We start from the raw sequence: 22423 nt of genomic DNA on the forward strand, positions 1-22423 counted from the left end.
ACATTATGGTGAGGCTTTTCCGTTTCGTCAACACCTAATTTCGAGGTTGTTGGCGATTCGTTTCCCTTCGTTTTGGCGCCTTGCCGGTCTGGCAGGGCCCCTTGCGTCGGGGGAGGGAAAGTATGACCTGTTCCCCCACCCTTGGGAAGGGGGAGTCGGCAAAAATTTTCATGGGATGGTTGCCGCTCTATCCCAGGATAGAGCGGCTGACGTTCACGCTTAGCCGGCGACGAGCCGAACACGTGCGAAGTTGCGCTTTCCGACCTGCAGGACGCCCTCAAACCCGGGCGCAAGCACGAGGCCCGCGTCCTCCACCACCTCGCCCGCCACCTTCACCGCGCGCTCCTTCAGCTTACGGCTGGCTTCCGAGTTGCTGGGCGTGATGCCGGCTGCCGTCAGCAGTGCCGCAATGCGGATGCCGTCGGCCGGAACCACCACATCCTTCAGTTCCAGCAGCGACGTATCGCCCTGACCGGTCACCACGGCATGCCAGCCGGCAATCGCCCGCTCGGCTTCTGCGGCATCGTGGAAGCGGGCAGTCAGTTCGCGCGCAAGCCGCAGCTTGATTTCCCGGGGATTTACGCCGCCGGAGGCCACGGTTTGTTTGAGCTGCACCGCTTCGGCAGCACTGATATCGAAGCTGAGTAGCTCGATCCAGTCCCACATCAGCTCGTCACCGATCTTCATGGTCTTGGTGACGATATCGATGGCCGGTTCCGCCACGCCGATGTAATTGCCCAACGACTTGGACATCTTGTTGACGCCGTCCAGGCCGACCAGCAACGGCATGGTCAGCACGATCTGCGGCTTCTGCCCGTAGTGCTCCTGCAGGCCGCGGCCCATCAGCAGGTTGAACTTCTGGTCGGTGCCACCGAGCTCGACGTCGGCCTCCAGCGCCACGGAGTCGTAGCCCTGCACCAGTGGGTAGAGGAATTCATGGATCGCGATCGACTGCTGGGCGGCGTAGCGCTTGGCGAAATCGTCGCGCTCCAGCATGCGGGCGACCGTATGCTGGCCGGCCAGGCGGATCATGTCGGCGGCCGCCATCTTGCCGAACCATTCGGAATTGAAGCGCACTTCGGTGCGCTCGCGATCCAGCACCTTGAAGACCTGCTCCTCATAGGTCCGGGCGTTGTCCAGCACGTCCTCACGGGACAGCGGCTTGCGGGTGACGTTCTTGCCCGAGGGGTCGCCGATCATCCCGGTGAAATCGCCGATCAGGAAGATCACCTGATGGCCCAGGTCCTGGAACTGGCGCAACTTGTTCAGCAACACGGTATGGCCCAGGTGCAGGTCCGGGGCAGTCGGGTCGAAGCCCGCCTTCACACGCAGCGGCCGGCCCAGCTTCAGGCGGGCCTCCAGGTCTTCGGGCTTGAGGATTTCGTCGGCGCCGCGGCCGATCAGGGCAAGAGCTTCAGCGGAGGACACGGGAGAGCGGTTCCAATCAGGGGGCCCGTGAAGGGCAAGTCAGTGAGGTGAAGTTACCGTTAAAAGAAAGTAAACAGTGATACCAATCAAAAAATCCAATTGACTCAATGGTTTGACGCGAAGTCTTCGCGTGTCTATGGTACGCCGATTGGGGCTTCGCCTTGGCCCCGGGGTGCAACCTTGATGCAAACTCATGGGGGCGGCAACAGCCGCAAGCAACAGTTCCGCGAACGCCTGGGGGTGCTTCGCGACACCGCGCTGCACCAGCAAGTGAAGCGGCACCTGCCTGAAGGCCGCTGGACGCGACGCCACTGGATCCACGCCAGCCTGTTTACGACGATCGGCGTGATGATGGCCACGATCGTGCCCGGCTTCTCCAGCGCGATCCAGGCGCCGGTATCCCAGCCGCGCAACACCCTTCTTCTTGAGCTGCCCGAACTCTCGGCCGCGCGCCAGGCCGGTACCGCCGGCGACAGCTGGCAGGTCGTGCGGGTGAAGTCGGGGCAGACCCTGGGTGCGATCTTCGAGGAGCTGGGCATCCCGGCTGCCACCCTGCACCGCATCCTGGACAACGCCGATGCCAAGAAGGCGCTGACGCGCCTGAAGCCCGGCACCGAGATCGCCTTCGACCTGCCGGTCACCGGCGGCCTGCGCACCCTGCGCTACGACCGCGACGCCAACCATCGCGTTGAGCTGCTGGTCGGCACGGACAAGGTCACCGAGCGCGTCATTGCTCGTGAAACCACCACGCGCACCGTGGTGCTGAGCGGCGAAGTGGGTCGTTCGTTGAACCGGTCGGCGCGCAAGGCGGGCCTGACGTCGGCGAACATCAATTCGATGACCGACGAGATCTTCAAGTACGACATCGACTTCAACTCCGACCTCGGGCCGGATGATCGCTTCAGCGTCGTGGTCGAGCAGACCTGGCGCGAGGGCGAGCTGATCAGCACCGGTCCCGTGCAGGCGGCGACCTTCACCGTGGACGGCAAGCTGCATTCGGGTTTCCGCTTCACCCGTCCTGGCGGCAAGCCGGAGTACTTCACCGCCGCGGGCCGGCCGCTGAAGAAGAGCTTCATCCGCATGCCGATTCCATACGCGCGCATGAGCTCCAAGTTCGGCGCGCGTCGCCACCCGGTGCTCGGCACGATGCGCATGCACAAGGGCGTGGACTACGCCGCGTCGACGGGCACGCCGATCATGGCCGCCGGCGATGGTCGCGTGCAGTTCGCCGGCTGGCAGGGCGGCTACGGCCGCACCGTCATCCTCGACCATGGCCGTGGCCACACCACCCTGTACGGACACATGTCGCGGCTCGGCAAGATCAAGCAGGGCCAGCGCATCCCGCAGGGCACGGTGATCGGCTACGTCGGCACGACCGGCCTGTCGACCGGCCCGCACCTGCATTACGAATTCCGCATCAACGGCGTGCACCGCAATCCGCTGTCGGTGACGATGCCGCCGCCGGAGCCGCTGTCCGGCCCGCAGCTGGCAGCGTTCCGTACGTACACCTCGAATGCGCTGGCGCGCATCCGCACGGTCGAAGACATCATCTACGCCGATGTCGGCCCCGCGGAAGAAGCCGCCAAGCCCGCCACGGCGGTGGCGTCGGCCAAGCCCGTGGCTGGCAAGAAGAGCGGCAAGGGCTGATACCCGCACACATGGCGGGAAGCCAGAAAAGGCGGGACACTGTCCCGCCTTTTTCTTTGCCCGCGAATCCCGCATGACGACACCTGCTTCCGACGAGCTCTACCTGGGATTGATCTCCGGCACCAGCGCCGATGGCATCGATGCCGCGCTCGTCAGGTTCCAGGCGTCGACGACAGGCCTGCGGTGCGAACTCGTCCATGGGCGCACGTTCCCCTGGGATCCCGCCTTGCGGACGCAACTGGTCGCACTGGGCCAGGGCGCCGATGCCGTGTCGCTGGATGCGCTGGGCTCGCTCGATGGCCGCACTGCGCTCGCCTTCGCCGATGCAGCGACGAACCTGTTGGAAGAAGCCGGCGTGCCCCGCGGTCGCGTGCGCGCGCTCGGCTCGCATGGACAGACGATCCGCCATCGCCCGCATGCCAACCCGCCGTTCACCTGGCAGCTCGGCGACGGCAACGTGATCGCCGAACGCAGCGGCATCGACACCGTCGCCGACTTCCGTCGCCGCGATGTGGCCGCGGGCGGCCATGGCGCGCCGCTGATGCCGGCGTTCCATGCCGCCCTCCTCGGCTCGCCGCACGAGGATCGCGCGGTGCTGAATCTGGGTGGCATCGGCAACTTCACCCTGCTGCCGATCGCGGGCGATTTACGCGGCTTCGATACCGGGCCCGCGAACGCATTGATGGACGCCTGGTGCGAGCGCCACACCGGCCAGCCGTACGATGCGGGCGGCGCGCTGGCCGCCGCCGGCCGAGTGGACGCCGCGCTGCTGGCGCGCCTGTTGGCCGAACCGTGGTTCGCGCTGCCGCCGCCCAAGAGCACGGGGCGCGAGCAGTTCCACCTGGACTGGCTCGACGCGCGGCTGGGGGATGCCTCGCTATCACCCGCGGACGTGCAGGCGACGCTGTTGGAGCTGACCGCGCGCACCGTCGCCGACGCATTGCAGATGACGCAGCCGGATACTCGGCGCGTGCTGGTCTGCGGTGGCGGCGTGCATAACGCCGTGCTGATGGTGCGGTTGGCGGCGCACCTGCCGCAGGCCGTGGTGGAATCCACGGCATTGCACGGCCTGGACCCGGACTACGTGGAAGCGATGGGTTTCGCCTGGCTTGCGCGCGAAACGCTTGCCGGCCGGCCCGGCAACCTGCCCGCCGTCACCGGTGCGGCGGGCCCGCGCGTGCTAGGCACGGTGTTCCCGGCCTAGAAGCCCTTGCCGGGCGGCACGTCCTTCAGTGCGCTGATGGCGTCAGCCAGTGCGTTGACCTCGCGATCACTCAGGCCGCCACGGACTTCCGACTCACAGACGAACAGGCCCTGTTCGAGCAGGTTGAAGATGGTGTCGTGGACCGTCCAGCCGCGCGCCTGGGACACCCGCCGGATGCGTTCGGCCAGGATCGGATCCACGTCCTTCAGCACGATGTCGGTCATCTTCCCGTCCCCTGTACTCCCCATCGGCAGACTTTAGCGCAGCTCATGCCGACGGCGGGCGGCCAACGCCGCTGGCAGGCTCGTGGCCGCCACCGAAGCGGATGCGCGGCGCCAACCAGAAGAACAACACGACGGCCGGCACCGCGACCAGCGCAGTGATCCAGAAGTACACGCCGTAACCAGTCTGTTCCACGATGCTCCCCGACACTGCGCCCAGCAGCTTGCCCGGCAACATCATCAGCGACGAGAACAGGGCGTACTGGGTCGCGGTGAAGCGCTGGTTGACCAGGGCCGAGAGGAAGGCCACCAGCGTGGTCCCCTGGAAGCCTTGCGCCAGGTTTTCGCCGGAGATCACCAGCGTCAGTTTCCATACATCGCCGTCGGCGCCGATCAGCCAGACGTACAACAGGTTGCTGATCGCGCCCAGCACGATGCCCGCCAGCAGCGGCCATTTCACTCCCCAGCGCGCGACCGCGATGCCGGCGATAAACACGCCCACGAGACCCACCCAGACACCCCAGATCTTGGATACGGCGCCGATCTCGGTCTTGGTGAACCCTTGGTCGAGGTAGAACGGCGCCATGATGCCGCCGCCGAGGGACTGGTCGGAGATCTTCGCCAGCAGAATGAAAGCCAGCAGGGCGGCCGCCAGGGCCACGCCGAACCGGCGGAAAAAGTCGACGAAGGGCTCCACGACACCTTCGCGCAAGCCTTCTCCCCAGGTCGTCACGCGGATCCGCACGACATCCGGTTCGCGGGACATAAAGACCGCGACGACGGGAATCAGCATGAACACTGCCATCAGCTGGTAGACCAGGGGCCACGGCACCTGGTCGGCCAGGATGAGCGCCAGCGCGCCAGTGATGATCAGTGCAATGCGATAGCCAAGCGAGTAGGTCGCCAGCAACGCACCCTGCGCTTCCTGCGGCGCGATCTCGATGCGGTACGCATCAACCGCGATATCGAGCGTCGCGCCCGCAAACGCGGTCAACAACGTGATCCATATGAAGGGCGCCAGCTGCGTGGGCGTCAGGTGCGCCATCAACAGCAGACCCACGATGACGATGACCAGCGCCAGCAGCAGCCACCCCCGCCGCTGCCCCAGTCGCCCCAGCAGCGGCAGGCGCCAGCGATCGACCAACGGCGCCCACAGGAACTTCAACGTGTAGCTCAGGCCGGCGCTGGCGATCAGCGTGATGCTCTTCAGTTCCAACCCGTTCTCGGTCAGCCAGTAGGCCAACGTGCCCGCCACCAGCAGGAACGGCATGCCCGAGGCGAAACCGAAAAAGAACATCGTCCATGCCGATGGCTGCGCAAAGGCACGCCAGACCGAGGGTTTGCCGGGCCGTTCGCTGGCGGAGGTCGTCATCAGGTGTAGTCCACCGTGAAGGGCGCATGGTCGGAGAATCGCTGCTCGCGGTAGATCGAGCAGGCCTTCAGGCGATCGCGTAGCGAAGGCGTGACGAACTGGTAATCGATCCGCCACCCCACGTTGTTGGCGCGCGCGGCGCCGCGGTTGCTCCACCAGGTGTAGTCCTGGCCTTCGGGGTGCAGCGCACGGTAGGCATCGACCCAGCCGCCATCGTCCACGCACATGCCGTTCAGCCAATCGCGCTCCGGCGGCAGGCAGCCGGAATTCTTCTGGTTGCTGGTCCAGTTCTTGATGTCCAGCCGGCTGCGCACGATGTTCCAGTCGCCGCACAGCACGTAATGGCGACCGCTGCGGCGCCATTCGTCCAGCACCGGGGCCAGCCAGTCCATGACCTTGAACTTGAAGCCCTGGCGCTCGTCGCCCGAGGAGCCCGACGGGATATAGAACGACACCACGCTTAGCTGGCCGAACCGCGCTTCGATATAGCGCCCTTCTTCGTCGAAGTCGGGCCAGCCCAGCGCGGTGCGGACCTCATCGGGCTCGCAACGCGCGTAGATCGCCACGCCGCTGTAGCCCTTCTTGGTGCTGGCGTCGCGGAACCAGGCCTTGTAGCCGGCCGGCAGGAATTCCGGACCGGCCAGCTGGTGTTCCTGCGCCTTGGTCTCCTGCACGCACAGCACGTCGGCGTTCTGCGCGGTGAACCAGTCGAAGAAGCCCTTGGTGGCCGCCGAGCGCAGGCCGTTGGCATTGAAGCTGATGATGCGCATGTGCACTACGTTCGTCGGAAACCGGGCAAGCGTACCCGAACCGGCGCCCCCACCGCGCGACGTGCACGCCATGGCGGTTATCCTGTCCCCCATCCTGTTCAGTCCTTGCTCCCATGACCGACCACCGTTCCCGGTTCCTCCAGCTCGCACTGCACGCGCAGGCCCTGCGCTTCGGCCAGTTCACGCTGAAGTCGGGCCGGCAGAGTCCCTACTTCTTCAATGCCGGGCGTTTCGACAGCGGCGCCCGGTTGGCCGGTCTGGCCGCGTGCTACGCCGATGCGGTCGAGGACGCCGGGCTGGAGTTCGACCTGCTGTTCGGGCCAGCCTACAAAGGCATCCCGCTGGCGACCGCCTTGGCGTGCGAATTCGCCCGCCGCGGCCGCGACCTCCCGGTGGCCTTCAATCGCAAGGAGGCCAAGGATCACGGCGAGGGCGGCCTGCTGATCGGCGCACCGCTGGAGGACCGCCGCGTGCTGATCGTCGACGACGTGATCACCGCGGGCACCGCCATCCGCGAGGCGCTGGGACTGATCCGCGCCGGTGGCGGCCGACCGGCCGGCATCGTGGTCGCGCTGGATCGCCAGGAAGTGCTCGGCGAGCCGGCCTCCGGTAGCGCCCGGCGCTCCGCGGCTCAATCCGTGGCGGAAGAAACCGGCGTGCCCGTCGTGGCCGTCGCCAGCCTGCATGACCTGCTTGCTTTTGCCGGTGAAAGCGCCGACCTTGTCCACCATCGCGACGACCTGCTGGCCTATCGGGCCCGCTACGGCAGCGCGTCCCAGGACTGATGCAGCAGGGGGCTGTCATGACCGTCCGTATCCCGTTGATGTTGGCTGCCTGCTTGCTGGCGCCCTCGGCTCTGGCGCAAGACAAGGCGCCTGCGAAAAAGTTGTTCTGCTGGGAAGAGAAAGGCCAGCGGGTTTGCAGCGATGCCCTGCCGGCTGAAGCCGTCAACGCCGCGCGAGAGGAAATCAGCGCGACCAGCGGCTTGCGGACAGGTGGCGTGGGCCGCGCCATGACCGAAGAAGAGAGAGCGCAAGCCGCCATCGAATCCCAGCAGCGTCAGATGGACGCGGCGGCGGCAGAAACCCGGCGACGCACCGATGCGGCGATGCTGCTGTCTTATCGGGACGAGAACGATCTGCGTCGCGTGTTCAACGAACGCATCGCCATCGTCGACAACAACGTGCGGACGGCCCGCTACAACACGGTGAGCCTGCGCGACGGCTTGGTCAGCCTGCTGCAGACCGCCGGCAACCAGGAGCTGGGCGGTCGACCCGTCGCGCCGGAGTTGGCTGCGAATATCCGGCAGCGACACGCCGAACTGGTACGCACGCGCCGGCTGCAGCACAGCTTCGAGACCCAGCGCGCGGCGCTGGACGTCGAGATCACCGACATCATGCAGCGCTATCGCGCCGTGAAGGGCATCAGCGCGGACGCCATCGAGGAAGCGGCGGGACAGACGCCGGCCACCACGCGCAAGTAACCCCGCAAACGACGACGCCGGGACATGCCCGGCGTCGCTCGCGCCCCACGTCATCAGGCCTCAGAACGTCATCGCCAGTTCCGGTGCAAGTGCCTGCAGGCGCGTGCGGAACTCGGTCTTGATGCGCTCCAGCGCTTCCTTGTTGTCTGCTTCGAAACGCAGCACCAGGATGGGTGTCGTGTTCGAGGCGCGCACCAGGCCCCAACCGTCGTCCCAGTCGGCGCGCAGGCCGTCGATGGTCGACAGTCGAGCGCCTTCGAACTCCACCCCTTCGACGAAGCGCGCAACGATCTCGTGCGGCGTGCCTTCGACGACGTCCACCTTGATCTCCGGCGTCGACACGCCGTCGGGCAGGGCGGCGAGCACCTCCGACGGCGTCTCGGACCGGTTCGCCAGGATCTCCAGCAGGCGAGCCGCCGAGTACAGGCCATCGTCGAAGCCGTACCAGCGTTCCTGGAAGAAGAAGTGCCCGCTCATCTCGCCGGCGAGCTCCGCACCGCTCTCGCGCATCTTGGCCTTGATCAGCGAGTGCCCGGTCTTCCACATCATCGGCGTGCCGCCATGGCGCAGCACCCAGCCCTGCAGCTTCCCGGTGCACTTCACGTCGTAGATGATGAGCGCGCCGGGATTGCGCTCCAGCACGTCGGCCGCGAACAGCATCAGCAAGCGGTCCGGGAAGATCACCGCGCCTTCCCTCGTCACCACGCCAAGGCGGTCGCCGTCGCCGTCGAACGCCAGGCCGATGTCGGCATCGAACCGCTTCACGGTCTGGATCAGGTCTTCCAGGTTGTGCGGCTCGCTGGGGTCCGGGTGGTGGTTCGGGAAGGTGCCGTCGACTTCGCAGTAGAGCGGAATCACCTCTGCACCGATGGCTTCCAGCAACTGCGGCGCGATGTCGCCCGCCACGCCGTTGCCCGCGTCCACGACCACCTTCAACGGGCGCTCCAGCTGCACGTCGTCGGCGATGCGTTGGATGTAGTCGGCCGAGATGTCGCGCTGCTGCAGGTCGCCCGGCACATTGGCGATGTAGAGCCGGTTGTCGCGGATGCGCTCGTACAGGTCGGTGATGGCATCGCCGGACAGCGTCTGCCCACCGACCACGATCTTGAACCCGTTGTAGTCCGGCGGATTGTGGCTGCCGGTCAATGCCACGCAACTGCCTGCACGCAGATGGTACGCACCGTAGTAGACCACCGGTGTGGGCGCCAGGCCGATGTCGACGACATTGCGGCCGGCCTTGCGCAGACCGTTGATGAGGCCGCCGATCAGGTCAGGGCCCGACAAACGCCCATCGCGGCCGACCACGATGTCGGCCAGGTCCTCGTCGCGCATCACCGAGCCGATCGCCAGGCCGATCAGCTCGGCCACCTCGGTGCTCAGTGTCTTGCCCACGATGCCGCGGATGTCGTAGGCACGGAAGATGCCGGGATCGACGTCCACCGTCGCTCGGGCAGGCCGCGCGCCTTCTTCTCGCTCGCCCACCTCGCGGGTCGCTGCGGACATCGGTGGGGGTTCGCGCAGGAGGGCCTCGCCGAGGGTCGGCTCGTCGCCTTCGGGGCCTTCCGCCTTCTTCTTGCCCAGCGCAGGCAAGCGGATGCCACCGCGGGCCACCAGCAGCGCCATGATCGCGAGGATGCCCAGCAGCCCAGCGACCACCATGGCGGGAATCGCGCCGAGGCCCAGCGGGCCGGGCTCGCTGTCGGGTACGGCCGTCGCCACCCGGAGACCGGTCTTGCCGACCACGTGCGCCATGCGCTCTGCAGCGTCCTGCAGGCTGCTGTTACCGCGCTCTCGCACGCTGAAGCCACCCTGGCGCAACGCCAGATAGCCGCCCTGCGGTGCCCGCACCCCATCGAAGCCGACCGTCAGTCGCGCCAGTGGCAACCGTACGTACACCACGCCCTGCGGTACAGCGGCGGCCAGGCCGAAGACCGTGGCCTTGCCATCCCTCAGCACACGCGCGGCGACCTGGTCTCCCTGCATCGCGGCTTCCAGCAGCGCGAGCTTGCTGTACCCGAACGCAGATGCGTCGTCGTAAGCGGCGTCCAGGTTGGCGTCCAGGATCTCGACCGTCTCGACGCCGGTCCATCCGTCCCGTAACGCGGCTGTGGCCGCCGCCGTATCGTTCGCGGCCAAGGCTTGCTTCACCGGCCCGGATTCCAGGCGTCGGGCCAACTCCTTGCTATGGGTGTCGTATTCGCCCTGCACTGCCTGCACCGCCGTGTCGCGAGCACGCTCCATGTCGGTCAGCAGGGTTGCCTCACGCCACTGCCGCACCCCGCTCCAGCCCAGCAGGCCGGCCAACAGGACCAGCAGCAAGGCGAGCATCGGCAGCGCACGCTGCAGATCGCCCACGGGCATGCGCGCACGGCGCTCGTTCGTTGCGTTCATCGGCTTGTCCCCTGTCATCGCACGCCGGTGTGGCCGAAACCACCCGTCCCCCGTGCGCTGTCGGCGAAAGTATCCACCACTTGGAGCTCCACGCGCACCACGGGCAGCACCATGACCTGGGCGATACGGTCGCCTGGCTGGATGGTGAAGGCCTCATGGCCCCGGTTCCATACACTGATCAGCAACGGCCCCTGGTAGTCGGCATCGATCAATCCCGTGCCGTTGCCGAGCACGATGCCGTGGCGGTGACCCAAGCCGGAGCGCGGCAGCACCACCGCGCAGAGATGGGGGTCGCCCAGGTGCAGGGCGATTCCGCTGGGCACGAGGGCGGCGTCGCCCGGCTCCAACACCAGCGGCGCATCCAGCGCGGCACGCAGATCCATGCCGGCGCTGGCTTCGGTGGCGTAGGCCGGTAACGGCCATTCATCGCCGAAGCGGGGGTCCAGCAGTTTCACTTCCACCGCGCGGGGTGCACTCATGCGTTCAGTCGCTCCACGATCAGATCGATCAGTTCGTCCGCCAGGCGGGTCTTGGGCGCGGTCGCGAAGCTGCGCTCGCCATCCTTCCAATACGCCGTCATCGCGTTCTGGTCGCTTTCGAAACCGCCATCGGCGATACCCACCCGGTTGGCCACGATCATGTCCAGCCGCTTGGCTTCAAGCTTCTTGCGCGCGTATTCCGCCACGTTGTTGGTCTCGGCAGCGAAGCCGACCACCAGCTTCAGCGCCTGGGTCTGCGCCGCGACCTCGGCGAGGATGTCGGGCGTGCGCACCAGGTCCAGCGCCAGCGATTCGCTGGATTTCTTGATCTTGTTGGCCGCCGGTTCGCGCGGGGTGTAGTCGGCCACCGCAGCGGCCCCGATATAGATGTCGGCAGGCAGCGCCGCGAACACCGCAGCGTGCATCTGCGCAGCCGAACGGACATCGACCCGGGTCACGCCGGGCGGCGTCGGCAGGTGCACAGGACCGGCCACCAACGTGACGCGCGCACCACGTCGGGCGGCGCTCGCCGCCACGGCGAAGCCCATCTTGCCGCTGCTGCGATTGCCCAGGTAGCGCACCGGGTCCAGGTCTTCGTAGGTGGGGCCGGCGCTCACGACCACGGCCAGCCCGGCCAGATCCTGCGGACCGGACGGCACTGCGCCTTGCGCCAGCGCGGCCACGATCTCCTCTGGTTCCGCCAACCGGCCGGGGCCGGACTCGCCTTCGGCCAGCGGACCATCGTTCGGGCCCACGATCTGCACGCCGCGTTCGCGCAGCGTGGCCAGGTTGGCCTGGGTGGCAGGGTGCTGCCACATCCGATGGTTCATCGCCGGGGCGATCGTGAGGGGCGCAGTGGTCGCCAGGCACAGGGTGGTGACCAGGTCATCGGCCATGCCATGGGCCAAGCGCGCCATGAGATCCGCCGTGGCGGGAGCGATGATCACGCGGTCGGCCCAGCGCGCCAGTTCGATGTGGCCCATCGCCTGCTCGGCGGCGCTATCCCACAACGTGGTCCGGGTAACGTGGCCCGACAGCGCCTGGAAGCTCAGCGGCGTGACGAACTGCTGCGCCCCCGACGTCATCGCCACCTGCACCTCCGCCCCCGCCTCGCGCAGGCGGCGTACGAGCTCCAGCGCCTTGTAGGCCGCGATCCCGCCCCCTACGCACAACAGCACGCGTTGCCCCGCCAGACCCGATGTCTTGTCCGCTCCGCTCACGTCGGCCCATTCCTACGTCGATTCAGGCGATTAGCTTAACCGAACGCCCCGTGATGCCCGATGCATGCCAGCACCCCCGCACGGGAAGCTGGGGCCATGCAGATCCGCGATTGGCCCGCTGAAGAACGTCCCCGCGAAAAGTTGCTGAGCCGGGGTGCCGGGTCCCTGAGCGATGCCGAACTGCTCGCGCTCTTCCTGGGGTCCGGATTGCGCGGCCGCGATGCGGTGACGACCGCTCGCGAGCTGCTCGCTGCCCATGGCCCGCTTCGTAGCTTGCTGGAACGGCCACCGGCGGACCTCCTCACCCTGCCTGCCGTGGGGCCGGCGCGGGCCTGCGCGCTGGCGGCGGCGCTCGAACTGGCGAACCGCCTGCTGCTGGCCCATCTCGAACGCGGCGAGGCCATCAGCGACCCGGCGGCCGCGGGGCGCTACTTCGCGCAGCGGCTGCGTGGGCGGCGGCACGAGGTCTTCGCGGCCCTTTTCCTGGATACGCGCCACCGCGTCCTGGCATTCGAGGAGTTGTTCCATGGCTCCGTCGACAGTGCGGAAGTACACCCGCGCGAAGTCGCGCGCCGCGCGCTGGCGTTCAATGCCTCGGCCTTGATCATCGGGCACAACCACCCCTCCGGCTGCGCCGAGCCCTCCGCCGCCGATCGGGCGGTGACCCAGCGGCTGAAGCAGGCCCTGGCCCTGGTGGACGTGCGCCTGCTGGACCATTTCATCGTCGGCGACGGTGCGCCGCAATCGATGGCGGCGCGCGGCTGGGTCTGAGACAGTCGCTGCCTGAACCGCGCCGGCACCACGCAAGCGCCGGGAAAATCTAGAATAGGCGGTTCCCACGCAACACGACGGCCTTCCGTGAAAGCTTCCCTTCGCGCCTTGATCGCCCAGGGCATCGACGCCCTGCGCTCCGCCGGCACCCTGCCGGCCGACACTGCCACGCCCGATTTCGTGGTCGAGCGACCCAAGACCCGCGAGCACGGCGACTTCGCCACCAACGCCGCTATGCTGCTGGCCAAGGCCGCGCGCAGCAATCCGCGCGCCATCGCCACCGCCCTCGTGGCGGCCCTGCCCGCCAGCGATGACGTCGCCAAGGTCGAGATCGCGGGCCCCGGCTTCATCAATTTCCACCTGACCCCGGGTGCCTACCAGCGCGAAGTGGCGACCGCCCTCGCCCAGGGCGAGGCCTATGGCCGCAACGCCAGCGGCGCCGGCCGCACGGTGGGCGTGGAATACGTCTCGGCCAACCCGACGGGTCCGCTGCATGTCGGCCACGGCCGTGCCGGCGCCATCGGCGACTGCATCGCCCGCGTGCTGGCGGCCAACGGCTGGAACGCCAAGCGCGAGTTCTACTACAACGACGCCGGCGTGCAGATCGACAACCTGGCCAAGTCCACCCAGGCGCGTGCGCTGGGCAAGTCGCCCGACAGCGAAGGCTGGCCGGAAGACGGCTATCGCGGCGACTACATCGCCGACGTCGCGCAGGCCTACCTCAACGGTGATTCGGTCGAGGTCGAGGGCCACGTGGTCACCGGCGAAAAGGATCCGCAGGACCTGGATGCCATCCGCCGGTTCGCGGTGGCCTACCTGCGCCGCGAGCAGAACCTGGACCTGGCCGCATTCGGCGTGTCGTTCGACCGCTATTTCCTGGAAAGCTCGCTGTACGCCGACCAGAAGGTCGAAGAGACCGTGCGCAAGCTGGTCGCCTCCGGCCACACGTACGAGGAAGGCGGCGCGCTGTGGCTGAGGTCCACCGACTTCGGCGACGACAAGGACCGCGTGATGCGCAAGTCCGACGGCAGCTACACCTACTTCGTGCCGGACGTGGCCTACCACCTCAGCAAGTGGCAACGCGGCTATGAGCGCGCGATCACCGAACTGGGCGCCGACCACCATGGCTCGCTGGCCCGCGTGAAGGCCGGCCTGCAGGCGCTGGGCGATGGCATTCCGAAGGGATACCCGGAGTACGTGCTGCACCAGATGGTCACGGTGATGCGCGGTGGCGAGGAAGTGAAGCTCTCCAAGCGCGCCGGCAGCTATTTCACCTTGCGCGACCTGATCGAGGAAACCAGTGCCGATGCGACGCGCTGGTTCCTGATCGCGCGCAAGCCCGATTCGCAACTGACCTTCGATATCGACCTGGCCCGTCAGCAGAGCAACGACAATCCGGTGTTCTACGTGCAGTACGCGCATGCCCGCGTGTGCAGCCTGCTGCGCCAGGCAGGCGAGAAGGGCTATGCGTACGACCAGGCGAACGGCCTGGCGAACCTCGCGCGACTGGACGACGAGACCTCGCTGCTGCTGATGGTGGAACTGTCGCGCTACCCGGAAGTGGTGGAAGTGGCCGGCGAATCGCTGGAGCCGCACGCCGTGGCGCAATACCTGCGCGAGTTGGCCTATGCTTTCCACACGTGGTACGCCGGTACGCCGGTGCTGGTGGACGATGCCGCCGCGCGCGATGCGCGGCTGGCACTGGCCCTGGCGGTACGCCAGGCGCTGGCGAACGGACTGGACCTGTTGGGCGTCAGCGCGCCCGAAAAGATGTAAGCGGAGAAGCAGTACATGGCAGCAAGACGCGGCAAGAACCAGGCCACGCGCAATTCCGGTCACGCTACGCCCGCCTGGGTATGGCTGGTCCTCGGCCTGCTGATCGGCCTGGCGGTGTATTTCATCGTCCCCGGCCTGGGCAAGAAGGACGGCGATGGCTTCTTCCGTCCGCAGCCCAATCCGGATGCGCAGCCCGCACCGATCGACAGCGCCGACGTGGAAGCCGTCGTGCCCGACGCGCCGGTGGGTGATGCCGGCGCGCCGTCGACCGCGACGGGCGATACCGGCAAGGAAACGCAGTACGACTTCTACACGCTGCTGCCGGGCAAGGAAGTACAGATGTCCGACGCCGAACTCGCCGCCAGCGCGCGCGAGGAGGAAGCCCGCAAGGCGCGTGCCGCGCTGAACGGCCAGTCGACGGCCGTCGTGCCGGCACCGTCCGGCAACGACACTGCACAGCCTGCACCGATCGACGAGGCCCCCGCGCCTCGCGCGACGACCGACGCACCGCGCGTCGCCGATACGGCGCCGGCACCCAAGCCCACGACCACGGTGGCGAGCGCGGACACCGGCGCCCGCTATATCCTGCAGGCCGGCGCGTTCGGCGCGTCCGGCGATGCCGAAGCCACCAAGGCCAAGATCGCCATGCTTGGCCTCAGCGCGCGCGTGGAATCGGCGCAGATCAACGGCAAGACGGTGTACCGCGTGCGCATGGGCCCCTACGGCACGGCGAGCGAACTGGCCGAAGCCAAGCAGAAGCTCGCCAGCAGTGGCTTGCCCGCGATGGCGGTGAAGGCGCAGTGAGTGTGCTTCGCCCCTGGCAGCGCATGGCGCTGGCCACGGTAACGGTGCTGGTGGCGCTGCTGCTCGCGTCCTGGATCGCGGCTCGCGTCCTGCCCCCCAGCTGGCAACAGGTCGTGGTGACGCCGCTGGGCTATCTCGCCCCGATCAGCTATCTGGTCACCGCCGCCTGCATGGCGCTGGGCGGCGCCATGGCCGGGCGGCGCTTCCTGGTGGTCGCGCTGGGCATGACCTTCGCGCTGTGGATCGCCACGTTCGTGCTGTTGGCGAACATCGCGCTGCCGACCGCCGACAGCACGCATCCCCTCTTCGCCGTCTTCCGCACGAATGTCGCCAGCGCCGTGTTGTCGCTTGCCGCAGCCGCGCTCGGCACCGACCTCGGTGCCCGCTGGCAGGCGCACCGCGCGCTGCGCGCGGCCGCCTGACCGCCCCTCTTCCCCTCGCTGCAGGATCGACCATGACCCGCACTGCCCTCATCACCGGCGCCACCTCGGGCTTCGGCGCCGCGGCCGTTCGCCGCTTCGTTGCCGCTGGTTGGCGCGTGGTCGCCACCGGTCGCCGGGCCGACCGACTGCAGGCATTGGTCGATGAACTCGGCGCGGACAAGGTGCATGTCGCCGCGTTCGATGTGCGCGACGAAGCCGCCCTCGACGCGGCCCTCGATGCGCTGCCGGAAGCCTTCCGTGGCATCGACCTGCTGGTCAACAACGCGGGCCTCGCGCTGGGCACGGCGCCTGCACAGAAGGCCTCGCTGGACGACTGGCGCACGATGATCGAGACGAATGTGCTGGCGCTGGTCACCGTCACCCGCCGGCTGCTGCCGCAGTTGGTCGAACGCAAGGGCGCCATCATCAACATCGGCTCGATCGCCGGCAGCTACCCCTATCCGGGCGGCAACACCTACGGCGGCACCAAGGCTTTCGTCCGGCAGTTCTCGCTCGGCCTGCGCAGCGACCTGCATGGCACCGGCGTGCGGGTAACCGATATCGAGCCCGGCATGGCCGAAACCGAATTCACCCTGGTGCGCACGCACGGCGACCAGGCTGCGTCCGACAAGCTCTACGCCGGCGCACAGCCGATGACGGCCGCCGACATCGCCGAACAGATCTTCTACGTCGCCACGTTGCCCGCGCACCTCAACATCAACCGGCTCGAGATCATGCCGGTGACGCAGTCATTCGCGGGCTTCCAGGTGGCCCGCGACTGACGCAGACTCAGCCCAGCGGTTCGTCCGACAGATAGGTGTAGCCGGTCAAACCGGCTTCCAGCGCATCGGCCAGCACCACGGCCTCATCCGCGGGCAACTTCGCCTCTTCCACGCGCGTGCGGTAGGCCGCGCGCAGGTCTTCCAGCTTGTAGCCCACGTAATCGAGCATGACGTCGGTGGTGTCGCCGCGGCGCTGCTGGGTGAGCAAGTAGCCGGTACCGGCGTCCGCGCTGACTTCCACCGCATCGGTGTCACCGAACAGGTTGTGGATGTCGCCGAGGATTTCCTGGTAGGCACCGACCAGGAAGATGCCCAGGCGGTAGCTTTCGCCAGGCTTCATCGCATGCAGCGGCAGCGAGGAGTCCAGCCCTTCGTTCTCGACGTAGGTCTTGACCATGCCATCCGAATCGCACGTCATGTCGGCGATGATGCCGCGCCGCGACGGCGCTTCGTCGAGGCGTTCGATCGGCACGATCGGGAACACCTGGTCGATGGCCCACACGTCGGGGATCGATTCGAACACGCTGAAGTTGACGAAGTATTTGTCGACGAGGCGCTCGTTGAGCTCGTCCAGCAGATCGCGATGGCTGCGCTCGTCGCTGCTCAGGCGGCCACGCACGGCGTGCGCGATCGCGTAGAACAGGTCGTCGATGCGCGCGCGGTGGACCAGGTCGATCTGGCCCAGCGCGTACAGCGACAGGCCTTCGCTGTGGTGGTGCTGCGCTTCGTGGAAGAGCTCCACGGCCGGCCGCGTGTCCAACTCGCCGTGGATCTCGCGCAGGTGGCGGATCACCACCGGCTCGTCGTCGTGTGCGGGCGGCACGCGGCCTTCCGGCGCCTGCTCGACTTCCGACACGTTGACCACCAACACCGCGTGGTGCGCGGTCATCGCACGGCCGCACTCGGTGACGATGCGCGGCGGCGTCAGGCCATGCTGCTCGCACGCCTCGGCCAACGGCTGCACGATGTTGCTGGCGTACTGGCCGATGCCGTAGTTGATCGAGCAGTAGCTGCGCGAACGCGTCCCTTCGTAATCGATGCCCAGGCCGCCGCCGACGTCGACGTGGCTGATGGTCGCGCCCAGCTTCGACAGTTCGACGAAGTAGCGGGTCGCCTCGCGCATGCCGTTCGCAATGTCGCGCACGTTGCTGATCTGCGAACCCATGTGGAAATGCAGCAGGCCCAGCGTGTCCTGAAGACCGGCCTCACGCAGCTGCTTCCACAGGTCGAGCACCTGCCGCGGCGACAGGCCGAACTTGGCCTTGTCGCCACCGCTGTTCTGCCACTTGCCCGCGCCCAGCGTGGCAAGACGCATGCGCACACCCAGGCCGGGCTTCACGCCCAGCTTGCGGGACTCCTCGATGACCAGCGCCAGTTCCGACGGCTTCTCGATGACGATGAAGGTCTGCAGGCCCAGCTTGCGGCCGATCAGCGCCAGGCGGATGTACTCACGATCCTTGTAACCGTTGCAGACGATCAACCCGCCCGGACGCGATAGCGCCAGTACCGCCATCAGTTCCGGCTTGCTGCCGGCCTCCAGGCCGAAGCCATCGCCCGCGTGCGAGGCCAGCGTGCCTGCGACGCCACGATGCTGGTTGACCTTGATCGGATACACCGCGGTGTAGCCGCCCTTGTAGTCCCAGTCGGCCTGCGCCTGCGCGAACGCGGCCTGCAGCTTGCCGAGGCGGTCGCCAAGGATGTCCGGGAAGCGCACCAGCAGCGGCAGCTGGGCGCCCTGCGTCCTGGCGGCTTCCACCACCTCCGGCAGCGGGATCTGCGGACCCTGCGCACCCTTCGGCGAGACGACGATGCGGCCGGCGGCGTCCACGTCGAAATACCCTTCCGCCCAGTGCGGGATGGAGTAGGTCGTACGGGCGCGGTCGGTGGACCAGGACATGGCGGTTTCCAGGGGTGGGGCGAACGGAGGCGCATTCTACAGGCTGCGGTCACATGGGTCCGTTACAATGCGGCGCCGCGGCGGCAGGCCCTGCCGCCGTTGACTTTCCCTTCATGCAGGACCGCCCCATGACCGCCAACGACACCTGGTTCATCGAACACTTCGAGCACACCGGCTCGGCCATCGGCTTCCGCACCACCGCCAAGCTGGACGAAGTGCAGTCGCCGTTCCAGAAGATCGAGATCTACGACAGCACCGACTGGGGCAAGTTGATGGTCATCGACGGCGCGATGATGCTGACGACGAAGGACAACTTCTTCTACCACGAGATGATCGCCCACCCGGTGCTGTTCACCCACGCCGCGCCGAAGCGCGTGGTGATCATCGGCGGCGGCGACTGCGGCACGCTGCGCGAGGTGCTGAAGCACCCGGGCGTAGAGAAGGCCACGCAGTGCGACATCGACGAGCAGGTCACGCGCATGGCGGAGAAGTATTTCCCCGAGTTGTGCGAGTCCAACAACGACCCGCGCGCCGAACTGCTGTTCGACGACGGCGTGGCGTACATGGCCAACTGCGAACCCGGCAGCGTCGACGTGGTCATCGTCGATTCGACCGACCCGGTGGGCCCGGCGGAGGGCCTGTTCAACAAAGCGTTCTTCGAGAGCTGCTACCGCGCGCTTAAGCCGGACGGCCTGCTGGTGCAGCAGTCGGAGTCGCCGCTCGCGCTGCTGGACCTGATCAAGGACATGCGCGCGGAGATGGGCAAAGCCGGCTTCCAGTCGTTCAAGACGCTACCGTTCCCGCAGCCGTGCTACCCGACCGGCTGGTGGAGCGTCACCGTGGCCAGCAAGCAGGCCGGCGCGGACTTCGCGTTCCGCCAGGCAGACGCGGCAGCCAAGCCTTTCGACACGCTCTACTACACCGCGCACCTGCACACCGGCGTGCTGGTGGCGCCGCCGTTCGTAGCGAAGGCGCTGGGCGAGTAAGCCGCTCGCCGCGATTGACGAAAGGGCCCCGCATTGCGGGGCCTTTTTTCTTTGTGTCCTGTTTGCACGATGGAGCCGCTTAGGGCGAGAAATCCTTCCACGCCGGGATGCCTTTGTTCTGCGCCTGCGCGCGCAGAATCGCCGCCATGATCAGGCCGAACGAAACACCCGCCAGCAATGCGATCGCGGCAACCATCGGCACCGGCATGCCGGCGCGGCCCCACATCAGCAGCCACATCGCCAGACCCCAGAACACGCCGAAGAAACTGCCCATCAACAACGCGACGGAGAAGAACCCCGCCATGAGCGGCGGCGGCACCTGCCAGCCCAACCTCCAGAACAGGCGATAGATCGGTGGCGCCGCCGTGCTGCGACGGACTCCCTTCGCCTCGATGAAGGCCAGCGCATGTTGCAGTCGCGCATCGAATGGGGATTCGGTCATGGGCTTAGAGCGCGTCAGCGTCGAGTTCGCCCGTGCGTATCCGGACCACGCGCTCCAGGTCGTAGACGAACACCTTGCCGTCGCCGATCTTGCCGGTGCCGGCGGCCTTCACGATGGCTTCGACGACCTGCTCGGCCTGCTCATCGGTCACCGCGACTTCCAGCTTCACCTTGGGCAGGAAATCCACCACGTACTCGGCGCCGCGGTAGAGCTCGGTATGGCCCTTCTGCCGGCCGAAGCCCTTCACCTCGGTGACCGTGATGCCGGCGATCCCGGCTTCGGCCAGCGCTTCGCGCACGTCATCCAGCTTGAACGGCTTGATGATGGCCATGACCATTTTCATGCAGCTTCCTCCCGTCGATGCTGCCTGCAGGATAACGCGACGCGGCCGCGTGCGGTTGCGACGCGGTGCGGTCTCGCGGTTCAATGGGCGCCTCGCCGCTCGGACATTTCCGACAACGCTGCGCAGCGAACGCCGATGGCCTGCCGTCGACGGCCCTCGCAAGCTCGGTGCACTGCCGGAGACCGCCATGATCGACCTCAACCACATCGACGACCTCGCCCGCCGCCTCAGCCAGCTGGTGCCGCCCGGCCTGCGTGATTCGCAGGAAGAACTGCAACAGACCTTCAAGTCCGCCCTGCAGGCAGGCCTGGCCAAGCTGGACCTGGTGACCCGCGAGGAGTTCGACGTGCAGCAGGCCGTCCTGCTGCGCACCCGCGAAAAGCTGGAAACGCTCGAGCGCACCGTCGCCACGCTGGAAGCCCAGCTGGCCGACAAGCCCGCCCAGTCCTGACCCCGCCGCCATGAGTCTGGCCCTGGTGCACAGCCGGGCACGGGCGGGTGTGTCCGCGCCCCCGGTGCGTGTCGAAGTCCACCTGTCCGGCGGATTGCCGTCCACGCAGATCGTCGGCCTGCCCGAAGCCGCCGTACGCGAGGCGCGGGACCGCGTGCGTGCCGCGATCCTGTGCGCGCAGTTCGAATTCCCGACGCGGCGCATCACCGTCAACCTCGCCCCGGCGGATCTCCCTAAGGACGGCGGGCGTTTCGACCTCCCGATCGCGCTCGGCATCCTCGCCGCCAGCGGGCAAATCCGGCGGGAGGCCTTGGCGGACTACGAATTCCTCGGCGAGCTCAGCCTGACCGGCGAGCTGCGCGCGGTGGACGGTGTGCTGCCCGCCGCGTTGGCGGTCGCCGCGTGTGGGCGCACCCTGGTCGTACCGGAACCCAGCGGCGCCGAAGCGGCGCTGGCACACCAGGGCCGGGCACTGACGGCGCGCACTCTGCTCGAGGTCTGCGCGCAGCTCGAAGGCCGGAAGACCCTGCCCGACGCCGTGGCACCGCCGACGCTTCCCCCCACCATCCCCGACATGGCCGACGTGCGCGGACAGGCGCATGCACGCCGCGCGCTCGAAGTCGCCGCGGCGGGCGGGCACCACCTGCTGCTGATCGGCTCCCCGGGCTGCGGCAAGACCCTGCTGGCCTCGCGCCTGCCCGGACTGCTGCCCGAAGCCAACGACACCGAGGCGATGGAAGCCGCCGCCATCGCGTCGGTCAGCGGTCGTGGCCTGGATCCGGCACGCTGGCGCCAGCGCCCCTACCGTTCGCCCCATCACACGGCCAGTGCGGTGGCACTGGTCGGTGGTGGCGCGCAACCACGTCCCGGCGAGATCTCGCTGGCGCACCACGGTGTCCTCTTTCTCGACGAACTCCCGGAATGGAATCGCGCCGCACTCGAAGTGCTGCGCGAGCCGCTGGAATCGGGAACCGTCACCGTCTCGCGTGCCGCGCGGACCGCGGAGTTTCCCGCGCGGTTCCAGCTGGTCGCTGCAATGAATCCGTGCCCGTGCGGGTGGGCAGGCGATCCCAGTGGTCGCTGTCGCTGTGGGCCAGACCTGGTGCGCCGCTATCGAAGCCGCGTGTCCGGCCCGTTGCTGGACCGCATCGACCTGCATGTCCATGTGCCGCGCCTTCCACCCCAGGATCTGCGACCCGATGCACCCGACGGCGAGAGCACGGCGGCCGTGCAGGCGCGCGTGGTCGACGCCCGCGCGCGGCAAATGGGCCGTTGCGGGAAACCGAACGCACGGATGGGCCAGGCGGAGACGATGGCGCACTGCCGCCTGCAGGCCCGTGACCAGGCCTTGCTGGAGCGCGCCGTCGAACGCTTGCAACTATCCGCGCGCAGTCTGCACCGCATCCTGCGGGTGGCGCGCACGATCGCCGACCTCGCCGACAGCGAGGCCATCGGCACGCCACACCTGACCGAAGCTCTGGGCTACCGGGGATTGGATCGCGGCAGCGCAGCATGACCTCCGGCCACGGCGGAG

The 22423-nt window shown here is 67.7% G+C and carries 21 protein-coding genes and 1 pseudogene; 12 read left to right on the top strand and 10 right to left on the bottom strand.

All coding sequences use genetic code 11. The annotated features are described in order from the left end of the window. Positions 1-219 precede the first annotated feature (219 nt). On the bottom strand, positions 220-1428 hold the full coding sequence (tyrS, locus tag ACSION_RS00005; protein ID WP_435304297.1) for a tyrosine--tRNA ligase: 1209 nt from the start codon (positions 1426-1428) through the stop codon (positions 220-222). A gap of 183 nt (positions 1429-1611) precedes the next feature. Here tyrS and ACSION_RS00010 point away from each other — a divergent pair, with 183 nt between their 5' ends. Continuing rightward, positions 1612-3075 (top strand): peptidoglycan DD-metalloendopeptidase family protein, encoded by a 1464-nt coding sequence (locus tag ACSION_RS00010; protein WP_435304298.1) that lies wholly within the window; start codon positions 1612-1614, stop codon positions 3073-3075. Between the two features lie 73 nt (positions 3076-3148). Next, complete coding sequence (locus ACSION_RS00015; RefSeq protein WP_435304299.1) at positions 3149-4279, top strand: anhydro-N-acetylmuramic acid kinase; 1131 nt, start codon at positions 3149-3151, stop codon at positions 4277-4279. Here ACSION_RS00015 and ACSION_RS00020 read toward each other — a convergent pair. Genes ACSION_RS00020 through ACSION_RS00030 form a run of 3 tightly spaced genes read right to left on the bottom strand, consistent with a single transcriptional unit; the run spans position 4276 to position 6642 of the window. Next, on the bottom strand, positions 4276-4503 hold the full coding sequence (locus tag ACSION_RS00020; protein WP_093488487.1) for a hypothetical protein: 228 nt from the start codon (positions 4501-4503) through the stop codon (positions 4276-4278). The two genes, ACSION_RS00015 and ACSION_RS00020, sit on opposite strands and share 4 nt — an antisense overlap. A gap of 43 nt (positions 4504-4546) precedes the next feature. Further along, the gene (locus ACSION_RS00025) at positions 4547-5872 is read right to left on the bottom strand and encodes an AmpG family muropeptide MFS transporter (protein WP_435304300.1); all 1326 of its coding nucleotides are present in this window, start codon (positions 5870-5872) and stop codon (positions 4547-4549) included. Beyond that, positions 5872-6642 (bottom strand): exodeoxyribonuclease III, encoded by a 771-nt coding sequence (locus ACSION_RS00030; RefSeq protein ID WP_435304301.1) that lies wholly within the window; start codon positions 6640-6642, stop codon positions 5872-5874. The genes ACSION_RS00025 and ACSION_RS00030 overlap by 1 nt, the downstream gene beginning before the upstream one ends. 113 nt (positions 6643-6755) lie before the next feature. On the opposite strand from ACSION_RS00030, the gene pyrE reads away from it, so the two are divergent. Further along, complete coding sequence (gene pyrE, locus ACSION_RS00035; RefSeq protein ID WP_435304302.1) at positions 6756-7427, top strand: orotate phosphoribosyltransferase; 672 nt, start codon at positions 6756-6758, stop codon at positions 7425-7427. 17 nt (positions 7428-7444) lie between these two features. Beyond that, entirely contained in the window at positions 7445-8125 is a 681-nt protein-coding gene (locus ACSION_RS00040) for a hypothetical protein (RefSeq protein WP_435304303.1), read from the top strand. Positions 8126-8185: 60 nt separating this feature from the next. On the opposite strand, the gene ACSION_RS00045 is transcribed toward ACSION_RS00040, so the two are convergent. Genes ACSION_RS00045 through coaBC form a run of 3 tightly spaced genes read right to left on the bottom strand, consistent with a single transcriptional unit; the run spans position 8186 to position 12215 of the window. Beyond that, positions 8186-10516 (bottom strand): phosphomannomutase/phosphoglucomutase, encoded by a 2331-nt coding sequence (locus ACSION_RS00045; protein ID WP_435304304.1) that lies wholly within the window; start codon positions 10514-10516, stop codon positions 8186-8188. A gap of 14 nt (positions 10517-10530) precedes the next feature. Then, positions 10531-10995 (bottom strand): dUTP diphosphatase, encoded by a 465-nt coding sequence (gene dut / locus ACSION_RS00050; RefSeq protein WP_093488497.1) that lies wholly within the window; start codon positions 10993-10995, stop codon positions 10531-10533. Beyond that, positions 10992-12215, bottom strand: a complete 1224-nt coding sequence (coaBC, locus tag ACSION_RS00055) for a bifunctional phosphopantothenoylcysteine decarboxylase/phosphopantothenate--cysteine ligase CoaBC (RefSeq protein ID WP_435304305.1) — start codon at positions 12213-12215, stop codon at positions 10992-10994. The genes dut and coaBC overlap by 4 nt, the downstream gene beginning before the upstream one ends. A 96-nt stretch (positions 12216-12311) precedes the next feature. On the opposite strand from coaBC, the gene radC reads away from it, so the two are divergent. The 5 genes from radC (at position 12312) to ACSION_RS00080 (ending at position 16770) form a co-directional block, all read left to right on the top strand. Continuing rightward, the gene (gene radC / locus ACSION_RS00060) at positions 12312-12986 is read left to right on the top strand and encodes a RadC family protein (protein ID WP_435304306.1); all 675 of its coding nucleotides are present in this window, start codon (positions 12312-12314) and stop codon (positions 12984-12986) included. An 87-nt stretch (positions 12987-13073) separates the two neighbouring features. Further along, complete coding sequence (argS, locus tag ACSION_RS00065; RefSeq protein ID WP_435304307.1) at positions 13074-14762, top strand: arginine--tRNA ligase; 1689 nt, start codon at positions 13074-13076, stop codon at positions 14760-14762. Between the two features lie 15 nt (positions 14763-14777). Further along, a complete protein-coding gene (locus tag ACSION_RS00070) occupies positions 14778-15566 on the top strand; it encodes an SPOR domain-containing protein (protein WP_435304308.1) in 789 nt (262 codons plus the stop codon). After that, positions 15563-15988 (top strand): hypothetical protein, encoded by a 426-nt coding sequence (locus ACSION_RS00075; RefSeq protein WP_435304309.1) that lies wholly within the window; start codon positions 15563-15565, stop codon positions 15986-15988. Before ACSION_RS00070 ends, ACSION_RS00075 begins: the two co-directional genes overlap by 4 nt. A 32-nt stretch (positions 15989-16020) precedes the next feature. Continuing rightward, positions 16021-16770 (top strand): SDR family NAD(P)-dependent oxidoreductase, encoded by a 750-nt coding sequence (locus ACSION_RS00080; RefSeq protein ID WP_435304310.1) that lies wholly within the window; start codon positions 16021-16023, stop codon positions 16768-16770. Positions 16771-16777: 7 nt separating this feature from the next. On the opposite strand, the gene speA is transcribed toward ACSION_RS00080, so the two are convergent. Further along, complete coding sequence (speA, locus tag ACSION_RS00085; protein ID WP_435304311.1) at positions 16778-18667, bottom strand: arginine decarboxylase; 1890 nt, start codon at positions 18665-18667, stop codon at positions 16778-16780. 128 nt (positions 18668-18795) lie between these two features. On the opposite strand from speA, the gene speE reads away from it, so the two are divergent. Further along, a complete protein-coding gene (speE, locus tag ACSION_RS00090) occupies positions 18796-19653 on the top strand; it encodes a polyamine aminopropyltransferase (protein ID WP_435304312.1) in 858 nt (285 codons plus the stop codon). A 79-nt stretch (positions 19654-19732) separates the two neighbouring features. On the opposite strand, the gene ACSION_RS00095 is transcribed toward speE, so the two are convergent. Together ACSION_RS00095 and ACSION_RS00100 are read right to left on the bottom strand one after the other, a co-directional pair. After that, positions 19733-20095, bottom strand: coding sequence for a DUF6404 family protein (locus ACSION_RS00095; RefSeq protein WP_435304313.1), 363 nt, complete (start codon positions 20093-20095; stop codon positions 19733-19735). A 4-nt stretch (positions 20096-20099) separates the two neighbouring features. After that, positions 20100-20438 (bottom strand): P-II family nitrogen regulator, encoded by a 339-nt coding sequence (locus tag ACSION_RS00100; RefSeq protein WP_093488517.1) that lies wholly within the window; start codon positions 20436-20438, stop codon positions 20100-20102. Between the two features lie 187 nt (positions 20439-20625). Between ACSION_RS00100 and ubiK the strand changes: the two are divergent. Both ubiK and ACSION_RS00110 read left to right on the top strand, forming a co-directional pair. Next, a pseudogene (gene ubiK / locus ACSION_RS00105) lies at positions 20626-20902 on the top strand (ubiquinone biosynthesis accessory factor UbiK); the annotation flags it as partial. Then, entirely contained in the window at positions 20900-22405 is a 1506-nt protein-coding gene (locus ACSION_RS00110) for a YifB family Mg chelatase-like AAA ATPase (RefSeq protein ID WP_435306624.1), read from the top strand. The pseudogene ubiK and the gene ACSION_RS00110, both read left to right, overlap by 3 nt. The last annotated feature ends 18 nt before the right edge of the window (positions 22406-22423 follow it).

It is taken from the genome of Pseudoxanthomonas sp. LjRoot125, assembly GCF_964252705.1.
GTDB lineage: Bacteria > Pseudomonadota > Gammaproteobacteria > Xanthomonadales > Xanthomonadaceae > Pseudoxanthomonas_A.

Coding starts and splice junctions, on each gene's coding strand:
- ACSION_RS00015 (WP_435304299.1), top strand. CDS start 3,149: ATGACGACACCTGCTTCCGACGAGCTCTACCTGGGATTGATCTCCGGC.
- ACSION_RS00025 (WP_435304300.1), bottom strand. CDS start 5,872: ATGACGACCTCCGCCAGCGAACGGCCCGGCAAACCCTCGGTCTGGCGT.
- ACSION_RS00045 (WP_435304304.1), bottom strand. CDS start 10,516: ATGAACGCAACGAACGAGCGCCGTGCGCGCATGCCCGTGGGCGATCTG.
- ACSION_RS00010 (WP_435304298.1), top strand. CDS start 1,612: ATGCAAACTCATGGGGGCGGCAACAGCCGCAAGCAACAGTTCCGCGAA.
- ACSION_RS00080 (WP_435304310.1), top strand. CDS start 16,021: ATGACCCGCACTGCCCTCATCACCGGCGCCACCTCGGGCTTCGGCGCC.
- ACSION_RS00030 (WP_435304301.1), bottom strand. CDS start 6,642: ATGCGCATCATCAGCTTCAATGCCAACGGCCTGCGCTCGGCGGCCACC.
- ACSION_RS00095 (WP_435304313.1), bottom strand. CDS start 20,095: ATGACCGAATCCCCATTCGATGCGCGACTGCAACATGCGCTGGCCTTC.
- ACSION_RS00110 (WP_435306624.1), top strand. CDS start 20,900: ATGAGTCTGGCCCTGGTGCACAGCCGGGCACGGGCGGGTGTGTCCGCG.
- ACSION_RS00100 (WP_093488517.1), bottom strand. CDS start 20,438: ATGAAAATGGTCATGGCCATCATCAAGCCGTTCAAGCTGGATGACGTG.
- dut (WP_093488497.1), bottom strand. CDS start 10,995: ATGAGTGCACCCCGCGCGGTGGAAGTGAAACTGCTGGACCCCCGCTTC.
- ACSION_RS00070 (WP_435304308.1), top strand. CDS start 14,778: ATGGCAGCAAGACGCGGCAAGAACCAGGCCACGCGCAATTCCGGTCAC.
- pyrE (WP_435304302.1), top strand. CDS start 6,756: ATGACCGACCACCGTTCCCGGTTCCTCCAGCTCGCACTGCACGCGCAG.
- ACSION_RS00040 (WP_435304303.1), top strand. CDS start 7,445: ATGACCGTCCGTATCCCGTTGATGTTGGCTGCCTGCTTGCTGGCGCCC.
- speA (WP_435304311.1), bottom strand. CDS start 18,667: ATGTCCTGGTCCACCGACCGCGCCCGTACGACCTACTCCATCCCGCAC.
- ACSION_RS00020 (WP_093488487.1), bottom strand. CDS start 4,503: ATGACCGACATCGTGCTGAAGGACGTGGATCCGATCCTGGCCGAACGC.
- radC (WP_435304306.1), top strand. CDS start 12,312: ATGCAGATCCGCGATTGGCCCGCTGAAGAACGTCCCCGCGAAAAGTTG.
- speE (WP_435304312.1), top strand. CDS start 18,796: ATGACCGCCAACGACACCTGGTTCATCGAACACTTCGAGCACACCGGC.